Origin of the sequence: Pseudoduganella sp. GCM10020061, from assembly GCF_042683405.1 — a bacterium.
Taxonomy (GTDB): domain Bacteria; phylum Pseudomonadota; class Gammaproteobacteria; order Burkholderiales; family Burkholderiaceae_D; genus Telluria.
In genome coordinates this window covers 271,755-293,766 of sequence record NZ_JBHUJS010000014.1, presented here as the reverse complement: position 1 = coordinate 293,766, position 22,012 = coordinate 271,755, and the positions used below count along the sequence as shown (strand labels likewise).

Annotated in this window: 27 protein-coding genes and 4 tRNA genes; 9 read left to right on the top strand and 22 right to left on the bottom strand. The window is 62.8% G+C overall.

Annotated elements, in window-relative coordinates:
* Positions 1–8: 8 nt before the first annotated feature.
* Complete coding sequence (locus tag ACFSQR_RS17905) at positions 9–1,214, bottom strand: MFS transporter (protein WP_377731383.1); 1,206 nt, start codon at positions 1,212–1,214, stop codon at positions 9–11.
* Between the two features lie 95 nt (positions 1,215–1,309).
* On the opposite strand from ACFSQR_RS17905, the gene ACFSQR_RS17900 reads away from it, so the two are divergent.
* Positions 1,310–2,203, top strand: a complete 894-nt coding sequence (locus ACFSQR_RS17900) for a LysR substrate-binding domain-containing protein (RefSeq protein WP_377731382.1) — start codon at positions 1,310–1,312, stop codon at positions 2,201–2,203.
* Positions 2,204–2,351: 148 nt separating this feature from the next.
* Positions 2,352–2,798 carry an arsenate reductase ArsC gene (locus ACFSQR_RS17895; protein WP_377731381.1) on the top strand — a complete coding sequence of 149 codons (447 nt, stop codon included), beginning with the start codon at positions 2,352–2,354 and terminating at the stop codon, positions 2,796–2,798.
* Positions 2,799–2,826: 28 nt separating this feature from the next.
* On the opposite strand, the gene ACFSQR_RS17890 is transcribed toward ACFSQR_RS17895, so the two are convergent.
* A complete protein-coding gene (locus tag ACFSQR_RS17890) occupies positions 2,827–3,432 on the bottom strand; it encodes a methyltransferase family protein (protein ID WP_377731379.1) in 606 nt (201 codons plus the stop codon).
* Positions 3,433–3,746: 314 nt separating this feature from the next.
* Here ACFSQR_RS17890 and ACFSQR_RS17885 point away from each other — a divergent pair, with 314 nt between their 5' ends.
* Positions 3,747–4,112 carry a hypothetical protein gene (locus tag ACFSQR_RS17885; RefSeq protein WP_377731378.1) on the top strand — a complete coding sequence of 122 codons (366 nt, stop codon included), beginning with the start codon at positions 3,747–3,749 and terminating at the stop codon, positions 4,110–4,112.
* A 177-nt stretch (positions 4,113–4,289) separates the two neighbouring features.
* Here ACFSQR_RS17885 and ACFSQR_RS17880 read toward each other — a convergent pair whose 3' ends face one another.
* A complete protein-coding gene (locus tag ACFSQR_RS17880; RefSeq protein ID WP_377731377.1) occupies positions 4,290–5,696 on the bottom strand; it encodes an amino acid permease in 1,407 nt (468 codons plus the stop codon).
* A 397-nt stretch (positions 5,697–6,093) separates the two neighbouring features.
* Between ACFSQR_RS17880 and ACFSQR_RS17875 the strand changes: the two genes are divergently transcribed.
* Together ACFSQR_RS17875 and ACFSQR_RS17870 are read left to right on the top strand one after the other, a co-directional pair.
* Positions 6,094–6,522 carry an antitoxin Xre-like helix-turn-helix domain-containing protein gene (locus tag ACFSQR_RS17875; protein WP_377731375.1) on the top strand — a complete coding sequence of 143 codons (429 nt, stop codon included), beginning with the start codon at positions 6,094–6,096 and terminating at the stop codon, positions 6,520–6,522.
* A gap of 60 nt (positions 6,523–6,582) precedes the next feature.
* Positions 6,583–7,230, top strand: coding sequence for a CatA-like O-acetyltransferase (locus tag ACFSQR_RS17870; RefSeq protein WP_377731374.1), 648 nt, complete (start codon positions 6,583–6,585; stop codon positions 7,228–7,230).
* Positions 7,231–7,237: 7 nt separating this feature from the next.
* Here ACFSQR_RS17870 and ACFSQR_RS17865 read toward each other — a convergent pair whose 3' ends face one another.
* Positions 7,238–7,624 (bottom strand): DUF5329 domain-containing protein, encoded by a 387-nt coding sequence (locus tag ACFSQR_RS17865; protein ID WP_377731373.1) that lies wholly within the window; start codon positions 7,622–7,624, stop codon positions 7,238–7,240.
* 65 nt (positions 7,625–7,689) lie between these two features.
* On the bottom strand, positions 7,690–8,268 hold the full coding sequence (locus ACFSQR_RS17860) for a hypothetical protein (RefSeq protein ID WP_377731372.1): 579 nt from the start codon (positions 8,266–8,268) through the stop codon (positions 7,690–7,692).
* A 169-nt stretch (positions 8,269–8,437) separates the two neighbouring features.
* Here ACFSQR_RS17860 and ACFSQR_RS17855 point away from each other — a divergent pair, with 169 nt between their 5' ends.
* Both ACFSQR_RS17855 and ACFSQR_RS17850 read left to right on the top strand, forming a co-directional pair.
* The gene (locus ACFSQR_RS17855) at positions 8,438–8,836 is read left to right on the top strand and encodes a hypothetical protein (protein ID WP_377731371.1); all 399 of its coding nucleotides are present in this window, start codon (positions 8,438–8,440) and stop codon (positions 8,834–8,836) included.
* Between the two features lie 15 nt (positions 8,837–8,851).
* Complete coding sequence (locus tag ACFSQR_RS17850) at positions 8,852–9,601, top strand: hypothetical protein (RefSeq protein ID WP_377731370.1); 750 nt, start codon at positions 8,852–8,854, stop codon at positions 9,599–9,601.
* A gap of 33 nt (positions 9,602–9,634) precedes the next feature.
* Here ACFSQR_RS17850 and ACFSQR_RS17845 read toward each other — a convergent pair whose 3' ends face one another.
* Positions 9,635–9,982 carry a hypothetical protein gene (locus ACFSQR_RS17845; protein WP_377731369.1) on the bottom strand — a complete coding sequence of 116 codons (348 nt, stop codon included), beginning with the start codon at positions 9,980–9,982 and terminating at the stop codon, positions 9,635–9,637.
* 100 nt (positions 9,983–10,082) lie between these two features.
* On the opposite strand from ACFSQR_RS17845, the gene ACFSQR_RS17840 reads away from it, so the two are divergent.
* Complete coding sequence (locus tag ACFSQR_RS17840) at positions 10,083–10,349, top strand: hypothetical protein (protein ID WP_377731368.1); 267 nt, start codon at positions 10,083–10,085, stop codon at positions 10,347–10,349.
* Positions 10,350–10,484: 135 nt separating this feature from the next.
* Here ACFSQR_RS17840 and ACFSQR_RS17835 read toward each other — a convergent pair whose 3' ends face one another.
* The 6 genes from ACFSQR_RS17835 to ACFSQR_RS17810 form a co-directional block, all read right to left on the bottom strand.
* The gene (locus ACFSQR_RS17835) at positions 10,485–11,120 is read right to left on the bottom strand and encodes an SAM-dependent methyltransferase (RefSeq protein WP_377731367.1); all 636 of its coding nucleotides are present in this window, start codon (positions 11,118–11,120) and stop codon (positions 10,485–10,487) included.
* 150 nt (positions 11,121–11,270) lie between these two features.
* Positions 11,271–11,831, bottom strand: a complete 561-nt coding sequence (locus tag ACFSQR_RS17830; RefSeq protein ID WP_377731366.1) for a hypothetical protein — start codon at positions 11,829–11,831, stop codon at positions 11,271–11,273.
* Positions 11,832–12,019: 188 nt separating this feature from the next.
* Complete coding sequence (locus ACFSQR_RS17825) at positions 12,020–12,352, bottom strand: EF-hand domain-containing protein (RefSeq protein WP_377731365.1); 333 nt, start codon at positions 12,350–12,352, stop codon at positions 12,020–12,022.
* 5 nt (positions 12,353–12,357) lie between these two features.
* Positions 12,358–13,962, bottom strand: coding sequence for a S10 family peptidase (locus ACFSQR_RS17820; RefSeq protein WP_377731364.1), 1,605 nt, complete (start codon positions 13,960–13,962; stop codon positions 12,358–12,360).
* 107 nt (positions 13,963–14,069) lie between these two features.
* Entirely contained in the window at positions 14,070–14,339 is a 270-nt protein-coding gene (locus tag ACFSQR_RS17815) for a glutaredoxin family protein (protein ID WP_377731362.1), read from the bottom strand.
* 71 nt (positions 14,340–14,410) lie between these two features.
* On the bottom strand, positions 14,411–14,959 hold the full coding sequence (locus tag ACFSQR_RS17810) for a DUF6438 domain-containing protein (protein WP_377731361.1): 549 nt from the start codon (positions 14,957–14,959) through the stop codon (positions 14,411–14,413).
* A gap of 428 nt (positions 14,960–15,387) precedes the next feature.
* Here ACFSQR_RS17810 and ACFSQR_RS17805 point away from each other — a divergent pair, with 428 nt between their 5' ends.
* Positions 15,388–15,711 carry a hypothetical protein gene (locus ACFSQR_RS17805; RefSeq protein WP_377731359.1) on the top strand — a complete coding sequence of 108 codons (324 nt, stop codon included), beginning with the start codon at positions 15,388–15,390 and terminating at the stop codon, positions 15,709–15,711.
* 345 nt (positions 15,712–16,056) lie between these two features.
* On the opposite strand, the gene ACFSQR_RS17800 is transcribed toward ACFSQR_RS17805, so the two are convergent.
* The 10 genes from ACFSQR_RS17800 to recO form a co-directional block, all read right to left on the bottom strand.
* The gene (locus ACFSQR_RS17800; RefSeq protein ID WP_377731358.1) at positions 16,057–16,680 is read right to left on the bottom strand and encodes a GNAT family N-acetyltransferase; all 624 of its coding nucleotides are present in this window, start codon (positions 16,678–16,680) and stop codon (positions 16,057–16,059) included.
* 30 nt (positions 16,681–16,710) lie between these two features.
* Positions 16,711–16,784: transfer RNA gene (locus tag ACFSQR_RS17795), tRNA-Cys, on the bottom strand.
* Between the two features lie 49 nt (positions 16,785–16,833).
* Positions 16,834–16,909, bottom strand: a tRNA-Gly gene (locus ACFSQR_RS17790).
* A gap of 28 nt (positions 16,910–16,937) precedes the next feature.
* A tRNA-Gly gene (locus ACFSQR_RS17785) sits at positions 16,938–17,013 on the bottom strand.
* A gap of 33 nt (positions 17,014–17,046) precedes the next feature.
* Positions 17,047–17,122: transfer RNA gene (locus ACFSQR_RS17780), tRNA-Gly, on the bottom strand.
* Positions 17,123–17,165: 43 nt separating this feature from the next.
* The gene (pgsA, locus tag ACFSQR_RS17775) at positions 17,166–17,747 is read right to left on the bottom strand and encodes a CDP-diacylglycerol--glycerol-3-phosphate 3-phosphatidyltransferase (protein ID WP_377731357.1); all 582 of its coding nucleotides are present in this window, start codon (positions 17,745–17,747) and stop codon (positions 17,166–17,168) included.
* Between the two features lie 467 nt (positions 17,748–18,214).
* Positions 18,215–20,074, bottom strand: a complete 1,860-nt coding sequence (gene uvrC, locus ACFSQR_RS17770; protein WP_377731356.1) for an excinuclease ABC subunit UvrC — start codon at positions 20,072–20,074, stop codon at positions 18,215–18,217.
* Positions 20,071–20,463 carry a holo-ACP synthase gene (gene acpS / locus ACFSQR_RS17765; protein ID WP_377731355.1) on the bottom strand — a complete coding sequence of 131 codons (393 nt, stop codon included), beginning with the start codon at positions 20,461–20,463 and terminating at the stop codon, positions 20,071–20,073. The genes uvrC and acpS overlap by 4 nt, the downstream gene beginning before the upstream one ends.
* Entirely contained in the window at positions 20,460–21,218 is a 759-nt protein-coding gene (pdxJ, locus tag ACFSQR_RS17760; protein ID WP_377731354.1) for a pyridoxine 5'-phosphate synthase, read from the bottom strand. Before pdxJ ends, acpS begins: the two co-directional genes overlap by 4 nt.
* Positions 21,219–21,222: 4 nt before the next feature.
* Complete coding sequence (recO, locus tag ACFSQR_RS17755; RefSeq protein WP_377731353.1) at positions 21,223–22,011, bottom strand: DNA repair protein RecO; 789 nt, start codon at positions 22,009–22,011, stop codon at positions 21,223–21,225.
* Position 22,012 lies beyond the last annotated feature (1 nt).

The following is a 22,012-nucleotide window of genomic DNA, read 5'->3' as shown; positions in this document are numbered from 1 at the left end:
CGCGCGGCTTACGCCGGTGCGCGTGCGGCGATGGGAGCCAACCCGCGCAGGCGCAGGGCAACCAGCATGGCCGCGCCCAGCGTGGCGAGCAGCAGCGACACCACGCCGGTCCAGCCAGCCGCGTCCCACGCCATCCCCGCGACCCAGGCCACCAGGCTGCCGCCCAGGTAATAGAAGAACAGGTACAGCGCGGACGCCAGCGCCTGCGGCGCCCTCGCCCGCAGCCCCACCCAGCTGCTTGCGATCGAGTGCGCGGCGAAAAAGCAGAAGGTCACCAGCGCCAGCCCGCCGATTACGACCGCCAGCGACGAGGACAAGGTGAGCACCAGCCCCGCCATCATCAGCGCCAGCACCATCCACAGCACGTTGCGGCGCCCGTAGCGGTCGGCCATGCGGCCCGCCCATACCGAACTGTAGATGCCGATCGTGTAAAGCACCGAGATGGCACCGACGGCGCCATGACCGAGCCCGAACGGCGCTCCGAGCAGCCGGTAGCTGATGCAGTTGTACAGACTGACGAAGACACCCATGACCAGCAGACCAAGCGCGAACAGCCAGCGCAGCCCCTCGTCGCTGAAATGCGCGCGGGCGCCGTCCGCCAGCGCGCGCAGGCCGGGACGCGCCGGCCGGAAGTTGGCCTGCGCCGGAAGGCTGCGGCAGAATTCCCACGCAGCGTAGAGGCCCGCCGCACCGGCAGCGGCCAGCGCGATCCGCCATGACAGCAGGTCGCTGCCGATCGACACCAGCACACGGGCGAGCATGCCGCCCAATGCGCTGCCGCCAATGTACATGCCCATCGAGATGCCCAGCGAGGGACGGTCGATTTCCTCGGCCAGGTAGGCCATCGCCACCGCCGGCATGCCGCCCAGCGCCACGCCGAGCAGCGCGCGCAGCACCAGGAGCTGCATGTAATCCTGCGCGAACGCGCACAGCACGGTCAGCACGCTGGCGGCGGCCATGGCACCGGCCATCAGCGGCTTGCGGCCGATCCGGTCCGACAGCGCACCGCTCACGACCAGGGACACGGCCAGCGTCAGCGTGGAAATGGACAGCACCCAGCTGCCCTGCGCGGCAGTCAGCGCAAATTGCGCGGCCAGCAGCGGCATCAGCGGCTGCACGCAATACAGCAGCGAGAACGTGGCCAGGCCGCCAAACAACATGGCGCGGTTGATGCTTTTGAAACGCGGGCTTCCGGCAATTGCGGCATTGGACATCGGGACCTCCTTGGAACGAAGCCCATCTTAAGTTTGCGCTTTAATACAGTCCAATATATATTTCCCGCATTACTTATCGAATAAAACGATCAATCATGGAACTGCGCCACCTCCGCTACTTCATCGCCGTCGCGGAAGAACTGCACTTCACGCGTGCGGCCGAGCGGCTGCACATCGGACAGCCGCCGCTCAGCCAATCGATCCAGGCGCTGGAAGCCGACGTCGGCGCGCAGCTGTTTGCCCGTACGCGCCGCTCGGTGCGGCTGACCGATGCCGGCAAACTGTTCCTGGCCGATGCGCGCCGCATCCTGGCGATGGCGGAGCAGGCGTCCGAGACCGCGCGCCGGGCGCAACGCGGCGAAGCGGGCGAGCTGCGTATCGGCTTCACCTTCACGACGCCGCTCACGCCGTTGTTCGCGACCGTGATCAACCGTTACCGCAGCGAGTACCCCGCAGTCAGCCTGACGCTGCACGAGATGGCGACGGCGCCCCAGCTCGAAGCGCTTGAGCAGCGCGAACTCGACCTCGCATTCATTCGTCCGCCGGAACGCGCCTTGCCCGACAGCCTGGCCGCCGCCGAACTGCGGCGCGACCGCCTCATGGCAGTGCTGCCCGAGCGCCTGCCCATCGCGCGCAGGAAGAAGGTCGCGATGCGCGAGCTGGAGCACCTGCCCTTCGTGATGTATCCGCGCAGTGCCGGCACCAGCATCTACCACCAGATCTTCAGGCTGTGCAGCGATGCGGGCTATGCGCCGCAGATCGCGCAGGAAGCGAAGGAGGCCTCGACCATCATCGCGCTGGTGGCGGCAGGATGCGGCGTGTCCGTGCTGCCGGCATCGTTCGACCGGATCAACATGGACGGCGTGTGCTACCGGCCCTTATCCGACGCGGGGGCAACGACGGCACTGCTGCTGGCGCACCGCAAGGACGACCAGGCGCCGCTGGTGGACGCCTTCGTGAAGCTGGCGAGGGAGTCCGCGCGCGCTTAGGCAGCCGGTCTCCATGCAAAAAATTGTAGGACTAAGACTACAAAACCGCGAGGACATTGCCTACAATCTGATATATGCATGCCCATTAGAATCCCGCGTGTCGAAAATCCAAGACCGGCTTGTTGCCGGGGCAGCTTAAGGCGTTCCTTTGTCTACCGTTTCAGAAGCCCAGTCCGTACTCTTCGTTAGCGCCGGCAATGCCGGCCGCAGCATCATGGCCGAGTCCGTATTGAACAAACTGGGCGAAGGCCGGTACGTTGCCTACAGCGCCGGTTGCCACCCGACACGAAAGGTCAACCCGCTGGTCCTGGAGGTGCTGCGCGAGCGCGGCTACCCGACCGACGGGCTGGAGAGCAAATCATGGCACGCCTTCTCGATCCCGCTGCCTGACCCGCTGCAATACGTCATCTCCGTCTGTGCGAAAACCGCGCGTGTGCGTCCGCCGGCCTGGCCCGGCTCCCCGCTCACCCTGGAGTGGGATTTCCCCGACCCAACCGCGAGCGATATGCCAGCGGCCGACCTGCGCATCGCCCTCACCCGGGTATGCCTCGACATCGAACGCGCAGTCCGCAATTTCCTCGACGAAGGGGCCTGAGCGGTTTCCAATGTCCTGCGGCGCCGCTTCAGAGCCAGCGGCGGACACGTGAACAGTAGCTGTCGTACGCCGCCCCGTGGCGTTCGCGCAGGAACGCTTCTTCGAGGCGGACCTGGAACTGCATCAGCACGTCGCCCACCAGCCACAGCCCGGCCGTCAGGGCGTTGGGACGAATCAGCACGAGGCTGAACAGGCACAGCCGCATCGCCAGGAATACGGGGTTGCGCGAGACCGCGAACAGGCCGTTCGTCACCAGTCCGGTGGCGTGGGCGCGGTCGATGCCGATGCGCCATGACCGACCCATCTGGAACTGCGCCACGATCGTCCAGCACATTGCTATCGCGAAGCCCAGCCAGCCTGCCGCCTGCCACACGGGAGATGCGAGCCAGGGGATCACGCCAAGGGCCGCGTCCACGCGTGGCCAGCATGCCTGCGCAAGGACATACACGAACAAGGCAGCCACGACGCCGCGCATCCCGGATGTAACGAAGCCGTGCGCGTCATCACCGGACGGCAGCACGTAGGGGTTGATGCCCGTACGGCGCCAGACGCGCCAGGATGGCCACACGAAGGCGGTGGCGAAATACAGCAGGAAAGCGGCGCACAGCAGCGCCGGTTCATTCGACAGGGGCATGAGGCAAATCTCCGTATGGATGGGGGTCGGAGGCATTACAAACCCTGTAGCCGCTACAGGGTCAAGCGGTTTGGCGGAATCGGCCATAAATGGGCCGATTCCGCCATCCTTCGCTGGCACGACACGTTAAGGTTCACGTAATCGACGCGGCGTAACATGATTCCTGCAGAGCCTTCATGGCGATCCTTATACCTCCCTCACCGGAGGTATTTTTTTGTGGGCACCCCGGATTTGACGCACTGTTGCGTATCGTGACGCACGTTTTTCCGGAGTTGTGTAAGCTAAGTAGCAACATTTCCCACTTGGAGCAAATCATGAAAAAGACTACTCTCACCGCAATCATGCTGGCCGTCGCTGTCGTGGCGACCGGCTGCAACAAACGTGACGATATGGGCCCGGCGCAGGAAGCCGGCAAGGCCGTCGACGAGGCAGGCGCGAACGTCGCCCGCGAAACCGCCGAAGGCGTGGAAGCTGCCGACCGTGCAGCCGAACGCGCCGCCGCCAATGTCGATGCCGCAGCCGAGCGCGCTGGCGATAACATCGAACACGCGGCGGAACATGCGGAAGCGAACGTGGAACGCGCTGGCGCGGAAGTTCGCCAGGAGACCAAGGAAGCGGTTCGTGCGACCGGCAAGGGCGTCGAGCGTGCTGGCGAGAAGATCCAGGACGCATCGAAGTAATCGATTTTCCGGCGTAAGGAAAGCGGTCGACTGGCCGCTTACTGAACATTGGGGACGGCTTCCGTGGGGAACCGTCCCCTTTTCAATTTCGCCCGCGACGAGCAATTGAAAGAAAAAGGCCCGGTACGCGACCGGGCCTTCTGGGCGGTCCGGGCCTCGCCCGGGACGCAGTGGTAATTACGCCGGAGCGTTACCCGGATGCAGCAGCGCGCGGCGGCGTGCGTAGCCGAAGTAGATCACCAGGCCCAGCACCAGCCAGATGCCGAAGGCGATCCAGGTGGTCTTGCTCAGGAAGGTCATCAGCGCGAAGCAGAAGACGATCGCCAGGATCGGGACCAGCGGCACGCCAGGGCAACGGAAGGCGCGGTGCAGGTCCGGACGCTTCTTGCGCAGCACGATCACTGCTACCGACACCAGGCAGAATGCAGCCAGCGTACCGATGTTGATCAGCTCAGCCAGCACGCCCAGCGGCACGAACGCGGCGATCACGCCGAAGATGATGCCGACGGTCCAGGTCGCGAAGTACGGGGTGCCGTATTTCGGATTGATGGAGGACAGGCGCTTCGGCAGCAGGCCGTCGCGCGACATGGCGTACAGCACGCGGGTCTGGCCGTAAGCCATCACCAGGATCACGGTGGTCATGCCGAGGATCGCGCCCAGGTCGACGAAACCGGCGAACCAGTTTTCGCCTGCGTACTGCAGCGCCAGCGACACAGGGTGGTCGATGCCCAGGAATTTCTGGTAAGGCACGATGCCGGTCATGATGGCCGCCACGACCACGTACAGCACCGCGCAGATCACCAGCGAACCGATAATGCCGATCGGCAGGTCGCGCTCAGGACGCTTGACCTCTTCCGCCGCGGACGTTACCGCATCGAAACCGATAAAGGCAAAGAACACCAGTGCCGCAGCACTCATCACGCCCGAGACGCCGAACGGCATGAACGGCTGCCAGTTGGCAGGCTGCACGTGCTTGGCGCCCACGACGATGAACAGCAGCACGACGCTGACCTTGATCACCACCAGGATGTTGTTCAGGCGGGCCGATTCGCGCACGCCCCACGACAGCAGCGTGGTCAGGACCAGCATGATGACCAGTGCAGGCAGGTTGAACCAGGTTTCCACGCCCGGCAGCGCGCCCGGCGCCGCGGTCAGCACGGTCGGCAGTCCCAGCCCGAACCCGCTCAGCAGCGACTGGAAGTAGCCGGACCAGCCGACCGACACGGCCGACGTTGCCAGCCCGTACTCGAGCAGCAGGTCCCAGCCGATCATCCAGGCGACGATTTCGCCCAGCGTGGCGTAGCTATAGGTGTAGATGGAGCCGGCGACCGGCACGGTGGAGGCGAACTCCGCATAGCACATCGCAGCGAAGCAGCAAGCCAGCGCTGCCACCACGAACGACAGGGTCAGCGCCGGGCCGGCCGTAACCGCGCCGGTGCCCGTGAGCACGAAGATGCCGGTGCCGACGATCGCGCCAATGCCCATGAAAATGAGGTCGGTTGGACCAAGCACTTTCTTCAGTCCGCCTGGGGAGCGGCTGTCGGCCACCATGGTATCGAGATTCTTGGTCCTGAAAATACTCACTACGTCTTCTCCAGTATCTAAATTTATTATGGGTGTCGCGCGAGGCGAAGCGATGCGGTTCACGGCCTCTGTAACTTCCCCGGGCGTGTCCACCAATCAAAGCAACGCTATTCTAGCCTTCGATTAGGCAATGTTGAACGTCAAATATGCGCCCAAGCATGACTTTTTCGTATCAGGGCCACGCCCGGCGGCCAAAATAAGGGGGGCAGCGACATTTTTGTGGCGGGTATTCCCCGACTGCTCTATAGTTGCGCCCCTGGCGCCTACCCATCGTCACAATTATAAAAATACCAAAGATTGCATCCCGGCGGAAGTTTCCGGTCAGCCTCCCATCGGGCCGCCACGCGGGCCGGAATCGTGGCAACCTGTGCGCTACCACCTCATCCGGTACGTACAGATGCCCCACGATCCCGACAACCGCTTCGCACAGCTCATGGTCGATCTCGGCAAGCCCGGCTGCGATCCGGTCTCGCTGATTCGCAAAGGCCTGCCCGCGACCCTGCTGGCCGACGCCGCGACCTACCTTGGCCTGCCAGTCACGCGCCTACGATCCCTGGCCGGCGTCTCGCCGCACACCGCACAAGCGCTCGCATCGCGCAAGGGCGCCCTCGACGCCTCCGCGTCCGAACGCATCTGGCGACTGGCCGATGTCACTGCCCTCGCCCTTCGCGCCTTTCCCGGCGAAGAAGCAGCGGTCGCGTGGCTGCGCGCGCCGCATCCCGTGTTCGGCCACACGGCGCCCTTCGACTGGCTCGACACGGAACCCGGCGCCGCTTCGGTCAGGCGCGTGCTCACCGACATGTCCCAGGCACAGCACCCCAGCTAGCCCCATCGTCCCCCTCGGGCGATATGCGACAATCCTGCTTTACGTACAGCCAGCAACAGCATGCAGAAATTCGAACAGCGACGCGACCGCTTCGACCTCTTCCACCGGATGGACAGCCCTGCGCTCAATATCGCTTTCACGCTGGACCTGCCCGACTTCCGCCCCTGGTGCAACGAGCATGGCCTGCCGTCCTTCCATGTGCTGCTCTACGCGATCCTGCGCGCGACCCTGCAGGTGGAGAACTTCCGCTACCGTCTCCTGGAAGACCAGGTCTTCCGCATCGAGCGGCTGATCCCCTCCTACACGGTGATCAACCAGAACCAGGACCTGAACTTCACCCAGTTCGAGTGGACCGACAACCTGCGCGAGTGGGTCGCACGCAGCCTGGCCGCGCGCGACCAGGCCGTGAACATGGTGGAGTTGAACGATACCTACAGCAGGATGTCGCCGCGCGACGCGAGGGAGCAGGTGTTCGTCACCTGCATCCCGTGGCTGGACTTCACCGCGATCCAGCACCCGACCATGTCGGTGGCGGCGCCGGACATTCCATCGATCGCGTGGGGAAAATACCGCGACGCGCCGCACGGACGCGTGCATCTGCCGTTTTCGGTGCAGGCGCACCACGGCTTTGTGGACGGCTTCCACATCCACCAGCTCGCCCAGCAGATCGCGGCAGAAGTCGCGGAACTGATGCGCCAGCCCGTGTAGGCGCGGCTTACCTGGCCGCCGCCGCGCTGCGGAAGCGCTTGAGTTCCGCCATCAGCCATGGTCCGCTGTGCGTCGCGGCTCCGCTGCCGCAGCGGACGAGGTACGCCTTGCCGCTCATGCTGCTGCTCGACGCCGCGCGCTCGATGAAGCTTTCGGCATTCGACACCAGCTTGCGCTTGGCCATGTAGTCGTACTTGTCCTTGAGGTGCTCGCGCGCCTTGCTCCCCTCATACCAGGTGCCGTTGCGGTTGAATTGGCAGCCCGGGCTGGCCACGTAGTTAAGCAGATGCGCGATCTCGCGCTCGGTGGCCAGCGGCTGACTGGCCAGCGCCGGTGCGCCCGCAGCAAACAGGAAGGTGGCGAATACTGCCATGTTGCGAAGCCGTGCTTTCATCTTTTCTCCAGGCTGCAATTCACTTTGAAGGGATATTGGACCACATTGAAGCGTTGAGTACTGCACTATGCACTATCGCGGGTTCGCGCCTGCACGTAGCGCCAGAAGCCGGCAACGGTGTCCGCGCCTGCGAAAGCGGCATCGTAGACGTCCTGGCTGGTGAACGAATCCCGATAGCCGGGCAGATGGCATACCTCCGACTTGATGCGCAGGATGGCGGAGCGCACCTGTGGCGTCATCCTGCCTTCGATCGCGCGGCAATGTGCGAGGCGCTCTGCACTGACTTCCGGCGTAACGCCCCATAGATCGATCTTCCAGCCGCCACTGGACAACTCGTCGGTCTTGATGCCCCAGTAAAGGCCGCGCAGGACTTCGGTACTCGGGTAGTTCAGGTGGTCGGTGAACGAGAGCTTGCGCGGGCGTAGCGCCTGGCCGATCCGGGCGCCCAGTTCCAGGAACCGGCCCGCGTCGGGAGGCGACATCTCGAGGTAGATGTCGAGGTCGCGCCAGGTCATCAAACCCATGCTATAGCTGCCGCTCACATGCGCGCGACCGTATTCCGCCATCAGGTCCAGAATGCCAGTGCGGGCCAGCAGCGCATCGGCTTCCGCACGCAGCGAGGACGCCAGTTCATCGGTGTTCATTGCAGCGCCTTCCTCGCGTTGGATGGGGACCAGTAGATGCGCATCATATAAGCCCGGCACAGCTTTCGACAACAGGGATGCAGCCAACTCCGTTTTCCGTAACGGCCCATCCGTGAAATAATCGCGTCATTCAGCGGCCAAGCCGCAACGCATCTCAACCGGAGCACGCATGACCTTTGACCTGATGGTGTTTGCACCCGAGGCCGCGCCCGCAAAGCGCGCCGCCTTCCTCGACTGGTACGAACAGCAGACCGACTGGAGCGACGACCAGGCTTACGACGACCCGGCCCATTCTGCGCCGGCGCTGCAGGCGTTCTACGCCGACCTGGGAGCGGAGTTCCCTCCCGCGCCGGCGGATTCGGATGAGCCGACCGGCACCGAATACATCATCTGCCCTGCCCTCATCTACATGACCTTCCTCGACTGGGACAAGATCGACCGCGCGCACGAGGCGGTGTTTGCGCTCGCCGCCCGACATGGCCTGGGATTCTTCGATGTGAGTTCGGACCTGGCGGAAGTTTGGCTGCCCGATAACAAGGGCGGCCTGCGCATCGCCCATTCGGAGTGACGAGACATGAACCCCATGCAAAATCTCATCGCGGAACTGATGCGGCTCTACCTGCCCGCGGGCGCTGTCACGGCGGAAGCGCTCGAACAGCACATCCTCGGCCCCTCCAGCGAGTTCGATCTTGTGGATGCGGATGGCCAGGTCCGGGCGATTGTCATCCCGTTCCGGAAGGAGCCAGGGAGCGAAGACCAGCACTGGACCAGCCTCTGCACCGTGGCGAACGCGATCCAGTCGGAACTGGCGTTCCCCGCCCCTGCCGTCAGCGTCTCCGGCGGCGATGGCTACCGCCTGTGGCTGTCCCTGGAAACGCCCGTTCCGGCGGCTCAGGCGCAGGAATTCGTCCACCTGCTTTGCCAGGCATTCGTGCCCGGTGTCGAGATGGCAGCCGAGGCTCTTGATGCCCCCATCGAACTGCCGCCGTGCCTGAGCAAGCGCACGGGCAAGTGGGCAGCGTTCATCCATCCGGGTATGGGCGCGTCGTTCGCTGAGGATGCGGGACTGGAGATGTCGCCAGCGCTGGGCGGCCAGGTCGCCTTCCTCGAAGGCTTGCTGAGCATCGGCGCGGACCAGTTTGCGCGCGGCCTGGCAACGCTCGGACAAAGGATGGGAGTAGCGCCGGAGGTGACGCTTGCGCAGCCGCAGCGCGCCGTCGACATTGACGGCCTGCTGCTCAAGGACGCCACGCTGGAGGATATCGTCCGCCACCTGCATTCGAAGAATATCGAACCCACGTTCCGGCACGTATTGCCGCCGTCGCGGCACTAAGCTGCGGCGGTAGCGCCGCAGCAGCAGGACCGCTTATTCGTCGAACTCTTCGGCGAGGTTCTTCCAGCCACGGCTCTTGGCAAAGGCCGCGAATTCCTCGGGCGCTTCCAGAACGATGACGCGGCTTTCCTGCAGGCCGGGATCGCTGTGCGCGAAGTCCGGCCCCTTGTATCCGGCCGAGCGCAGCCGGTCGATGATCTGGCGGATGAGCACCGCATCCTTGTAGGCGCCGGGATCGAGCTTGGCGGAGAAGTGCACGTACACGTCGATAATCCCGTAGCCCTCGTCGAAAATGCGGATCGCTTTCACGTCGAGGGTACGGCCGTTGCCGTCCGTTGCCTGAAATGGGCCGGACAGCTCGATGTCGGAGTCAGTAGTCATGCAGGCAGCATACCATCGCGGGGCATGCGGCGCAGGAGGCGAACACTTACATGGGCAGGGGCAAGATCTTGTACCATGTCGGCCTAACCCGAATGGATCCATGATGAATTACCTGAGCTACGAAGAATACCTCGACGAAGTCACCACGCTTCTCACCGAAATGTACGAACTGGACGACGCCTCGGCGATCAAACTGGTGGTGTCCGCGCAGGACGCAGAATATTTCGTTGCGCACGATGACAACGAAGAGATGCGCACGCTGGAACGTGCAAAGGAAGACGCCACCACGCTGTACAAGGCAAGCCAGAACAGGGTCCAGACCCAGAAGAAGCAGCAACAACGCGTCTGGCAAAGCAAGAAGAAATAAACACGGGCGGTCCGCAGCCGAGGGGACTGCCGCCGCAGGCCGCTGAGCGGGCAGTTCCGTCCCCACGAATAGCGGTGCTGCTTGCAAAAAAGCGGGGGACAGTCCCGTAGGGACGGTCCCCGCCCACGCTGCTTCTCAGCGAGGGTAAGTGAATCCGGTACGGATATCCATTGGCGCCAGCCGCTTACCATCCCGCACCATCAACCGTTGCGGTGGCTCTTCGCCGGCCAGCGCGCGTGACTTGGCCAGCAGCCCCTCCCCCTTGCGTAACAGAGCGTCGCAGCGTTCGTACACGTTGGGACAGCCGGTCGCAGCCAGCAGCGCCTGCACAATGGGAATCTTCCACAGATCGACACCGCCAGCATTGAACTGGCAGACCAGGTAGCCTTCGGCGCCGCCGTAGCTGTGCACCAGCAATCCCGGCAAGCCATCCTTTTCCCCGTCGATCAGTTGCACCAGTTCCTGTGGATCGGCGCTGCGCAGCGCATCGGCGCGCCTGGCAATGGCGGCCTGCACGCGACGCTTCATCATCGCATGATCGACCGGCTCGTCCTCACGCAACGACCACACACGGGCGGCGATCTGCGACTTGGCGTTGTATGCGGCGCGCGCCAGGAACTGGCGTGACGAGGACTGCACGATCGCCGTGGAGCCGGGCTTGTTACGTTCCTGCGGTTTGCCTTCGACCTTGTCGATGGCGGAAACGTAGATCCATGGGTCGCCGGCAAGGATGCTTTTTTCCTTGCCTTGTTTGATGGTGATGATGAGCATGCGCGGCTTTCGTTCTCGGACCCGGATGATACAGCATGCGCGGATCGCCTTATCCGGGCGATCGCGATACGGGTCACCTCACCGTTGCCCATGCTTTGCCCGACCACTTCGCGGCAGCCATGGCGCCAAGCCATGCCCCCGATTGCATGATCAACTGCCTCTGCGGTAACGGAGAACGCCGAGGATGGCCAGGCCAGCGGCCAGCATCGCGGGCGCTGCTGGCTCGGGCACGGGCATGGGCGGAGGCGTGATCTCGAACCGTGTCTGCGCAGTCCAGTACACATTTGATGAGCCGGTTGATCCATCAGCACGCAGGAGCTCAGTGCTAATCCTTTCGCCGGCAATAATAGTCCACGTCGACGACGAGCCATTCTCGTCCGAATACCTTGTCCACGTAGTGAACGAGAGATCTCCCGTGAGGTGGTAGCTAAAGGCCTGCAGCTCGCAATAGGTACCGACATCGCAGTAATCCGGACTTCCGATACCGTAGTCATAGATGAACAGACGGAAAGAACTCAGTTCGTCAAACTCGATGACCCCGTCGTCGTCCACATCCGTTCCGGAAAACTCTCCGCGCCACGTGTAATTGGGCTCGAATTTCGCCTGATCCTCTACATAAAAGCCTGTATAGGAAAACTCCCACGTTTCTGCTTGAGCGAAGGCGCTCGCGAATAATGTCATCGCAACTGCAGCTATCGTTTTCCTGAACATGGAGCCTCCTGGCGTCTGGGTTGATCGGCGTGGACCTGGCATCAGGCTACCGCAAACCGAGAGTCATCCGTGTTCATTACCTTTGGTTACGGACGAGTCCGCGCGCTCCCGATCATGGCCTCCCCAGGCCGACGCTTCAACAGGAAAAACAGGAGCAAGGAGGCCGCAGAGCGGCTTGCGGCTTACGCCTAGCGCCGCGCTGCTTTCTCCCGTGCGAGGTAGACGCGCAGGTCTTCGAAGGTCACTGCACCGCGGCGTTCAACGTCGATCGCGTCGAAATTCCTCGCAACAAAGCCGAAGCGTTTCGCCTCGTCGACCGTCAGGCTGCCGTTATTGTCGGTGTCCGCTGCCTGGAACTGCGCCTGCAACTTGGCCAGCGCCTCCGCGCGCAGCGCCGCACCGGTCGCCGGCGCTTCCGCCGGCCGAACCCGCAGCGCGGGTGGCACCGTAGCGTCCGTGCTGATCGGCGCCTGTGCGCAGGCCGTGCCGGCAGCAGTCATGAGCAGGAGTAGTAAGTGCATGGTCTTCATTGTGCCACCAATGTGCTGTTGTAGAAGGCGCGCAGGTCGGCCTCCTGGAGGAGGCGCACTTTGTCGTCGAGGTAACTCATGTGCCCGCTGTTGTAGTTGCGAATGAAGATGCTGTAGCCAGTGCCCAGCCGCGCGAGGTCAAGCTCGTTCTGGTAGAACGGCGTGGCCAGGTCGTGGTAGCCGCCCATGGCGAGCACTTTCATCTGTGGATTGAGCGTCAGGGCGGCGGCCAGGTCGGGAATGGTGTCCGGCAGCGCCTTGCCGTCGTGGGCGAAGTTCCACTGGTTGAGGACGTTGTTCGAGCCCAGGTATGGCGTTTTTGCGGTATAGAGCAGTTCGGTCTCGAGGTAGCTCTTGATCGTGTTGTTGAAAGCACTGCCGACCACGCTGAGCGATGGGTCGCCGCCAGCCGCCAGCGGACTGCCTACCGGCGCCGTGACACGGGCGTCGTAGCGTCCGATCACGTACCCCGGCATCACGCGGGGCCGGAAGGCGCCGGGCACCATCGAGAACTCCTGCTTCCAGGTCAGCGCCGGCAGGCCGGTGTAAGTCACCAGTTGGTTCACGGTGGTGTCGCTTGGTGGCGTGCCATTGGTCAGGAAAGCGGCGACTTCGTTGCGGTAAGGGCCCGAGGCAAACGCCCGCGCGCTTTGCAGCACGGACGAGAAGTCGGTCGGCAGGCTGCCGTTCTTGTGGTACGCCGCCACGGCCGCGTAGCTCGGGATGTAGCCTTCGCAACTGACCTGACCGGGATTGAACACGCCGCAGTTGGAGTTGTAGTTCATTGCAGGGGACTGCAGCATGACGCCGGTCACGCGGACGCCGGCGCTCTCGAGCATGTTGGCCAGCACGGCCGTGCGCGGGCCGCCGTAGGATTCGCCGAACAGGTACACGGGCGAGGCCTGTCTGTTATTGGCTGCCAGGTAGCGGCGTACAAAGTCCCGGAAGCCTGCCGCGTCCTCGTCGACACCCCAGAAGTGCACATTGGTGCGCGGCGCGACTGCCTGCGAATAGCCGGTACCGATCGCGTCGACGAAGACCAGGTCCGACTGATCCAGCAGCGTCTCCTGGTTGTCGACCATTTGCACAGGCGTAGCGGGCGGCGTGGTGGACGGGAAGTTGGTGGCCAGCCGGCGCGGCCCGAATGCGCCGAGATGCAGCCAGATGGATGCCGAACCCGGTCCGCCGTTGTAGAAGAACGTTACCGGCCGCTGCGCCGCTGGTTGGCCGCTGACGGTATAGGCGACGTAGAAGAAGGATGCGACCGGCTGCCCCGTTTGCAGGTCGGTGGCTGTCAGGTGGCCGGTGGTGGCCTTGTACGTGAGCGGCGCGCCATCGACGGTGATGGTCTTGTCCACTGTGGCGGCGTGCTCCTCTGCGCCAGCCAGCGATGCAGTGGCCGCGCCGGAATAGCTGATCGGGTCGGAATAGCTGCCCGGCAGGGCGACGACCGGCGGCGGCTGGGGCACCGGTGCAGGCGCCGGGGCGCTGTCACCGCCACCGCCGCCGCAAGCGGCCAGGACGAGGGCGAGCAGTACGCTGGCCAGGTTGGGTACCAGAGCGGCGCGGCGCGACCGTCGTGCAGCACTTCGAGTGGCCATGTTCGTCCTCGTGCATAACTGATGGGATTGCCACCAATTATGCACCTGCTGAGCAATAACTCAACAGTATTCAAACACGGATAATCGGCGGGTGCCGCCTGGGCGGTTTAGGTCAATGCAGCGAGAAACGCTGCAGCCGTAAAACCGTTGCGCAGATGGCGTTCCCTCCCGTTTCGCCTTATCACCACATAGGGGGTGCCGACCGCGAGGTACCGCTTGTACGCAGCTGCACAGTCGGGATCCGACCCGATGTCGCATTCCGTGTACGCGAACCCGTGCTCATCGAGCCAGCGTTTCGCCATTTCGCAGTAAGCGCAATCCGGCTGGGTGAAAATGATCACGTCGCGAGCGTTCATTGAGCTGGCGAGGGTTCTCATCTCGATTTCATGACGGGGGCCTGTTCTGGCTTTCACTTCAAAACTGGCAACGCAAGCGAATCGATGAACTTTCACGATTCACATCCGTACAAGCATTCTTTTGGAACCAACTTTTTTCGCTGCTCAAGTAACGACGTCGTACCGGTGACACGGTCAATTGCCTTGATCAGTGCATTGATGCGATCGATCGGGGCAGTAGGGTCGATGCATCCGCTATAAAAAACGACGCTCTTGTCGTGCCCTCCTCCCCGGCTCACGCTGAAACTGAGGGTTGACATGTCGGTGACCGTGCCTTTGCAACCGTCGCCTTCCACGTAACGGTCACGCATCTCATAGAAGCGCACGTCACGAAGCGCCTGGGCGATCGACTCCAAACCGCGCCGGTCGATGCGAGATTCATGCGGACCACCAGAATGCTCGAAGGTCGGACCGGAATGAAGCACCCGGCCATCGGAGAAAACCTTCACCTCAAAGGCGGGACAGTCGAAGAGGCAAGCCGATTGCTCCGCCGTAAGAACAGCGAACTCGGTGAACGGCTGCGGTGCCGTGCGGCCCCGCGGGCCAGGGTCTGAGCATGCCGAGAGGCACGCGACGATCATCATCCACGCAAGTGTTCTCATCGATGCATTCTAAAGCCTATGCCGGGTGGTGGCGCGTTCAAACGTCTCTGCAATCTGTTGGGATGGCGGAATTGGTCCAAATATGGTCGATTCGGCCAAATCATCGTAGGTAAAATCTTGATGGCAATTTCTACCGAAGAGTTGGCGACCTATTGATCAATAGTTCACCCTGATTTTTTACCCAGTTCATCCGCTCATCACCGGTACCGGGTTAAGTCCGACACCGCGACAACACACGCTCGCGCACACTGCCGACCAGCGTCGCGTGACCGTAGACCGGAAATGACGCGCGACATCGGCCGCGACTACGCGTAGTAGTGCCTGACACTACCCATGGTGCCAGGAGTCGAGCCCCCTCTGAATTTGATGTATCTAGCGAGTGTGACGTATTAGTCTGGAGCGGTGATACATCACTTTGGAGCGCTCAAATGAATATGCGGAACCTTAGCGGCATCAGCGTTTGCACAACCTACGTAATATGCATCGCAGCTTGGTGGGCGATTGTTATGCTCACACAGGTAGCGAGCACGTGTGATCTGGCTTTCTTGGTGATGTTGCCGTTTCTCATCCAGATCATCGTAGCGGACGTCATTGGTGTGTTTCCATGGGTGGACTCGCAAATTAGCGCAGGTAACGCTGCGGCAGTTTTCGGAACGATGCTCGCTGTCACCTTCTTCTTGCTCTACTGGATCGGCTGGTTTGTAGAAGCGTTGAATGAGACCCCTACAATTCCTGACCACGACGCTTGTTGAGGCCCCGCGCTCAAGCATTTGTGCCGGAAAATGGTCAACGAAAACCGAGATTCCCGATAAATCCGGCTAAACTGGGGCGACGCCGCAATTCATTCCTCAGGGTGCAACTGATGAAACCAAGACCTAAACTAAACAGCAAGATGAGACGGGGTCTCATCGCATTCTTTGTAGGATTGGGAGGCGGAGGTATAAATTTCTTAGGATGGGAGATCGGCTCCCGGAATACATCGATAGTGGGATTCGCGATCAGTGCAGTGGCAATTGCCTACGGGTTATATTGCGTTGCAACTACATTTACTGGAATTGTTACCCAACGATTGGATGAATGAGCGGTCAACGGCTTTGCTAAACCGCAGCCCATCCGCGTCTCATCACTAACGCGTCGATGGTAGCTCCATCGCTCCGAAAATATTGTCCGACTACCCCCACTTGGGCAAAACCGTTTGATCGATAGATCTGACGAGCGCCCTTCCAATCAGGGTGAACGATCAGGACTGCGCTGCACACCGCTGGAAACCGTTGTCGGATGTGCGCGAGCGATTCGGAAAAGAGGCGTTTCGCAAGGCCCATGCCTTGGCGTGCCGGATCGATCACCATGGACGAGATGTAGAGTTCCTGACCGTTCGGATCGTGCGTCGCGGACGCCGCGTGGTCGCGGGCGAAGCGCTCGCGCGGGACTTCCGTAGCATACGGCCAGAGTTCGGCGCAAAGATAGCCGGAGAGTTTGCCGGACGTATCGGCAAGGACCAGGCAGCCTTGCGGGAAGCTTGTGATACGGTCACGAAAAGTATCTTCCGTTTCCTGAATGGCGGCCGCAAAACCAGCGCGCTCGAGGCGCATGATTTCCGAGAGGTCGGCTATCGTGGCTGGGCGGAGGGTGAACTGTGTCATGAGGTAGCGACCGAGGCTGTGTTGACGTTCGGCTGGATCAAGATGCGACCGCGTGGGGACGTCGATGCTGGAAAACAAAAAGCCCGCATTTAGCGGGCTGACTTTGTTTGGAGGCGAGGGCCGGAATCGAACCGGCGTAAACGGCTTTGCAGGCCGCTGCATAACCATTTTGCTACCCCGCCGCGTGGGGAAGAATTCACGCTGCCACTGCTGCGTCAATTCTGCAATTCTTGGAGCGGGAGAAGAGTCTCGAACTCTCGACCTCAACCTTGGCAAGGTTGCGCTCTACCAACTGAGCTACTCCCGCATAGGAGTCTGTTCGTGCATTCTTAGAGTGGAGCGGGAGAAGAGTCTCGAACTCTCGACCTCAACCTTGGCAAGGTTGCGCTCTACCAACTGAGCTACTCCCGCACTGCAAAGAACGACGATTATAACATGCTGGACTGGAGCGGGAGAAGAGTCTCGAACTCTCGACCTCAACCTTGGCAAGGTTGCGCTCTACCAACTGAGCTACTCCCGCGTCGTCACAACAGGCAGGCATTATAGAGGTTCTAAATGATCTGTCAAGGAAACGAACCTGCTTTTTCTTTGATTAATGGCCATGCTTTTTTCAGGTAGTAGAACATCGACCACACGGTCAGCACGCCGGCAATCCAGATCAGTACTTCGCCCCATTCCTGCAGGTTGACGCCGAACAGCGGGTCATGGAACAGCAGCATCGGAATCGCGACCATTTGCGCGGCGGTCTTGATCTTGCCGATCTGGTGCACGGCCACCGATTTCGATGCGCCCAGCTGTGCCATCCATTCACGCAGCGCGGAAATGGTGATCTCGCGGCCGATGATGATGAAGGCGATGATGGCGTTGGCGCGGTCGAGTTGCACGAGCACCAGCAACGCGCCGGCGACCATCAGTTTGTCGGCGACGGGATCGAGGAAGGCGCCGAACGCGGAAGTCTCGTTCCAGCGGCGGGCCAGGAAGCCGTCCAGCCAGTCGGTGAGCGCGGCGATGATGAAGACGGCGGTGGCCGCAATGTTGCGGTCCTCCAGCGGCAGCCAGGCGGTGGGGAGGTAGAAGACGCCAACTACCAGGGGGATCAGGGCGACACGTAGCCAGGTCAGCAGAATCGGGATGTTGAGGGGCATGAAGCTGGGCTCTGTGGGTATCGTTTTTTTGTAGATGTCGTTCATGCAGGTGGTGCCGGCCAGGCGTTGCTCAGTATGGGGTCCTGCTCTCGCGGGAGTGACAGTTGTGCGGTATGCATGCTGTTGTTGCTAGTGTATCTCGACGGCAGGAAATAGACTAGCGATGTGGCAAAGGCGGAGCGGGGGTGGCTGCCGTTCTTGGTGGAGCGGGATAAAAAGCTGGGGACGGTCCCCGGGGGGGACAGTCCCCGTTCTTGGCGGAGCGAAGGAAGGCTGGGGACAGTCCCCGTTCTGGGCGGAGCGAAGGAAGGCTGGGGACAGTCCCGGAGGGACAGTCCCTGTTCTTGGCGGAGCGGGATAAAAAGCGGGGACGGTCCCCGGGGGGGACAGTCCCCATTCTTGGCGGAGCTGCGTAAAGATCGGGGGACGGTCCCCGGTGGGGACAGTCCCCTTCCACTTCTGGTGGCTTAGTGGAGCTGGCGGTAGATTTCTTCGGCCAGGGAGGTCGAGATGCCTTCCACCTGCATGAGGTCTTCGACGCTGGCGTTGATGACGCCGCGCAGGCCGCCAAAACGTGCCAACAGGCGCTGGCGGCGTTTGGCGCCGATGCCTTCGATTTCCTCCAGACGCGAGGCCTGGCGGGCCTTGGCGCGCTTGGCGCGCATGCCGGTGATGGCGAAACGGTGCGCTTCGTCGCGGATCAGGGCGACCAGCATCAGTGACGCGGATTCCTTGCCCAGCTCCAGCGGGGCGCGGCCGTCCGCGAAGATCAGGGTCTCGAGGCCAACGCGGCGCCCTTCCCCTTTCGCTACGCCGACGATGGTGCTGATGTCGAGGCCAAGCTCGGTGAACACCTGGCGCGCCATCTCCACCTGGCCCTTGCCGCCGTCGACAAGGACGATGTCAGGCATGATGCCGTCGCCGTTCGCGACCTTTTCGTAGCGGCGCGTGAGCACCTGACGCATGGCGGCGTAGTCGTCGCCCGGCGTGATGCCATTGATGTTGAAGCGGCGGTATTCGGAGTTCTGCATGGCGTGGTGATGGAACACCACGCACGATGCCTGCGTCGCTTCGCCCTGCGTGTGGCTGATGTCGAAGCATTCGATGCGCAGCTGGTCGATGTCTTCGATGTCCAGCCCCAGCGTTTCGACAAGCGCGCGCGTGCGCGACTGCTGCGAGCCCTGCTCGGACAACAGGCGCGCCAGCGAGATCTCGGCGCCCTTCTGCGCCAGCTCCAGCCACTGGCGGCGCTGGCCGCCCGGCTGGAACACGAGGTTGATGCGGTGGCCGCACTGTTCGGTCAGCGCGGCCATCAGCGCCGGCTGGTCGAAGTCGATATTCAGGATCAGGAAGTTCGGAATGAAGCTTTCGCTGTAGTGCTGCGCGAGGAACGCGGCCAGCACTTCCTCTTCGATCGAGCCCTCGGCTACGGTTTCCGCTTCCGCCACGTGGGTCGGGAAGTAGGCGCGGTCGCCCAGGTGGCGGCCGCCGCGCACCATGGCCAGGTTCACGCAGGCGCGGCCGCCCTGCACCACCACGGCGATGATGTCGAGGTCGGCGTCGTTGGTGCTCTCCATCGCCTGCTGGTGCAGGACCTTGGACAGGGACTGGATCTGGTTGCGCACCGCCGCTGCGCGTTCGAACTGGAGGTCGGCGGCGTAGGCGTGCATCTTCTGCTCCAGCTCCTGCAGCACTTCGGTCTGGCGGCCGCGCAGGAATTTTCCGGCGTTCGAGACGTCCAGCGCATAGGCTTCGTTCGTGATCAGGCCCACGCACGGCGCGCTGCAGCGGCCGATCTGGTGCAGCAGGCACGGGCGCGTGCGGTTGGCGTACACGCTGTCCTCGCAGGTGCGGATCATGAAGACCTTCTGCAGGATCTGGATCGATTCCTTGACCGCCCACGCGCTCGGGAACGGGCCGAAGAACTGGTTCTTCTTGTCGATCGATCCGCGGTAGTAGGCCATGCGCGGGAAGTCCTGGCCGGTGAGCTTGAGGTACGGGTAGGACTTATCGTCGCGGAACAGGATGTTGTAGCGCGGCTTGAGCTGCTTGATCAGGTTGTTCTCGAGGATCAGCGCTTCGGCCTCGCTGTTCGTCACGGTGGTCTCGAGCCGCGCGATGCGACTGACCATCATGGCGATGCGGGGGCTCGACAGGTTCTTCTGGAAGTAGCTGGAGACGCGCTTCTTGAGGTCGCGCGCCTTCCCGACATACAGGACGTTGTCGTTCTCGTCGAAATAGCGGTACACGCCTGGCAGGCCCGGGAGCTTGGCCACGGTGGCCAGCACCTGCGCGCGCAAATCAGGTTTTGTTACTTCTTCTGTCATGCTTCCTGGGTGACGATGACGAAGGAGACGCCGTAGTCGGCTTCGTCGGTGATCGATACTTGTGCGGAGAGTCTATTTTGCCGCATAAATTCATCGATTGCTCCGCTGCAGACGATTATTGGCTTACCGCTAACGTCATTCAGGATCTGGACGGAGCGCCAGGTCATCGGCATGCGCATGCCAAGGCCGACGGCCTTGGAAAATGCCTCCTTGGCCGAGAAGCGCGTGGCGAGAAAGCGCAGGCCGCGCAGCTCGTTCTTGGCGCGGCGGGCGCGGAATTTTTCCAGCTCCTGCGGGCCGAGGACCTTTTCGGCGAAGCGCTCGCTGCGGGCGAGCGCGGCTTCGACACGCGAGATCTGGACGATGTCGGTGCCGATCCCGTAAATCATTTTGCCCCCAGCCTCGCGGCGACCATGATGGCCTTCATTTCGCGCACGGCGTTTTCCCAGCCGGCGAAGATCGAATGCGCGACGATCGCGTGGCCGATGTTCAGCTCATGGATGTCGCGGATCGCGGCGATCGCCTGCACGTTCGTGTAATGCAGGCCGTGGCCCGCGTTGACCCGGAGGCCGCGCGCAGCGCCCACTGCCACGCCTTCGCGGATGCGCGCCAGCTCGCGCGCCTGGTCTTCGCCCTCCGCGTCCGCATAGCGACCGGTATGCAGCTCGATCACCGGCGCCCCCACGTCGGCGGCGGCGTTGATCTGCTGCGCATCGGCGTCGATGAACAGGCTCACGCGGATGCCTTCGCGCTGCAGCTGCTTGACCGCCGCTTCCACGTCCTTGTAGTGGCGCACCACATCGAGTCCACCTTCGGTGGTCACTTCCGCGCGCCTCTCGGGAACCAGGCACACGTCCTGCGGCTTGATGGAGCACGCAAAGTCGAGCATCTCCGGCGTGACGGCCGCTTCCAGGTTCATGCGCGTCACCAGCTGCGGGCGCAACGCAATCACGTCGGCGTCCCTGATGTGGCGGCGGTCTTCGCGCAGGTGCAGGGTGATGACGTCGGCGCCGGCCTGCTCGGCCAGCAGGGCCGCGCGGATCGGGTCGGGATAGGCGGTGCCGCGCGCATTGCGCAGCGTGGCCACGTGGTCGATGTTCACGCCCAGGTCGATCACCGGGCCGGCAGGCTGGAGGAAGCTCATGTTCTTATAGTTGCATCAGGTCGATCAAAATCTGGCGCGTGTTCAGCGGCGCGCCGCCCAGGTGGTAGGACAGCAAAAAACGCATCAGCTGCTTGCTCTGCTGCTGCGTGGTGCCATCGCTGTAATCTTCGTTTTCCATGTCGATCAGCGTCCTGCCCGCCACCGCCGGCCAGGTGTCGTCGGCGTGCGCGAGGCGCGGGCCGCGCTCGGGGTCCACCACGTACAGCTCGTCCGGTGTCACCGGTTCGCGCGTCACGGTATCCACGGTCAGCGGCGCGGCGACGCCGGTCTCCTTCAGCAGGGCCATCTCGAACTTGCGCAGGACGATCTGCGCCGGCTCGTGGTGCCCCAGCTCGTTGAGCGCGGCAACGTAGCGGTCGAACAGCGCCGGATGCGCGTCGTCGCGCGCCAGCAGCTTGACCAGCAGTTCGTTGAGGTAGAAGCCGCACAGCAGCGCGGTCTTTTCCAGCGGGAGCATGCCCCCTACCCACTCCGCGCTGATCATGGTGCGCAGCTCGGACTTGCCGCTCCAGCTGGTGGACAGCGGCTGGAAGGTCTGGAGCACCGCGCGCAGCGCGGAATGCGGGCGCTTGGCGCCTTTCGCCACCAGCGCCACGCGGCCGTACTCGCGCGTGAACACGTCGACGATCAGGCTGGTTTCCTTGTAGGGGTAGCTGTGCAGGACAAAGCCGGGCTGGCCGAGCACACGCGTCTCGCGGCTGGAGGAGCGCGGTCGCTTCGGAGCGGCCGCTGATGGCTGGAAGGCTACCGGGTCCGCGACGAAGGTGGCCACG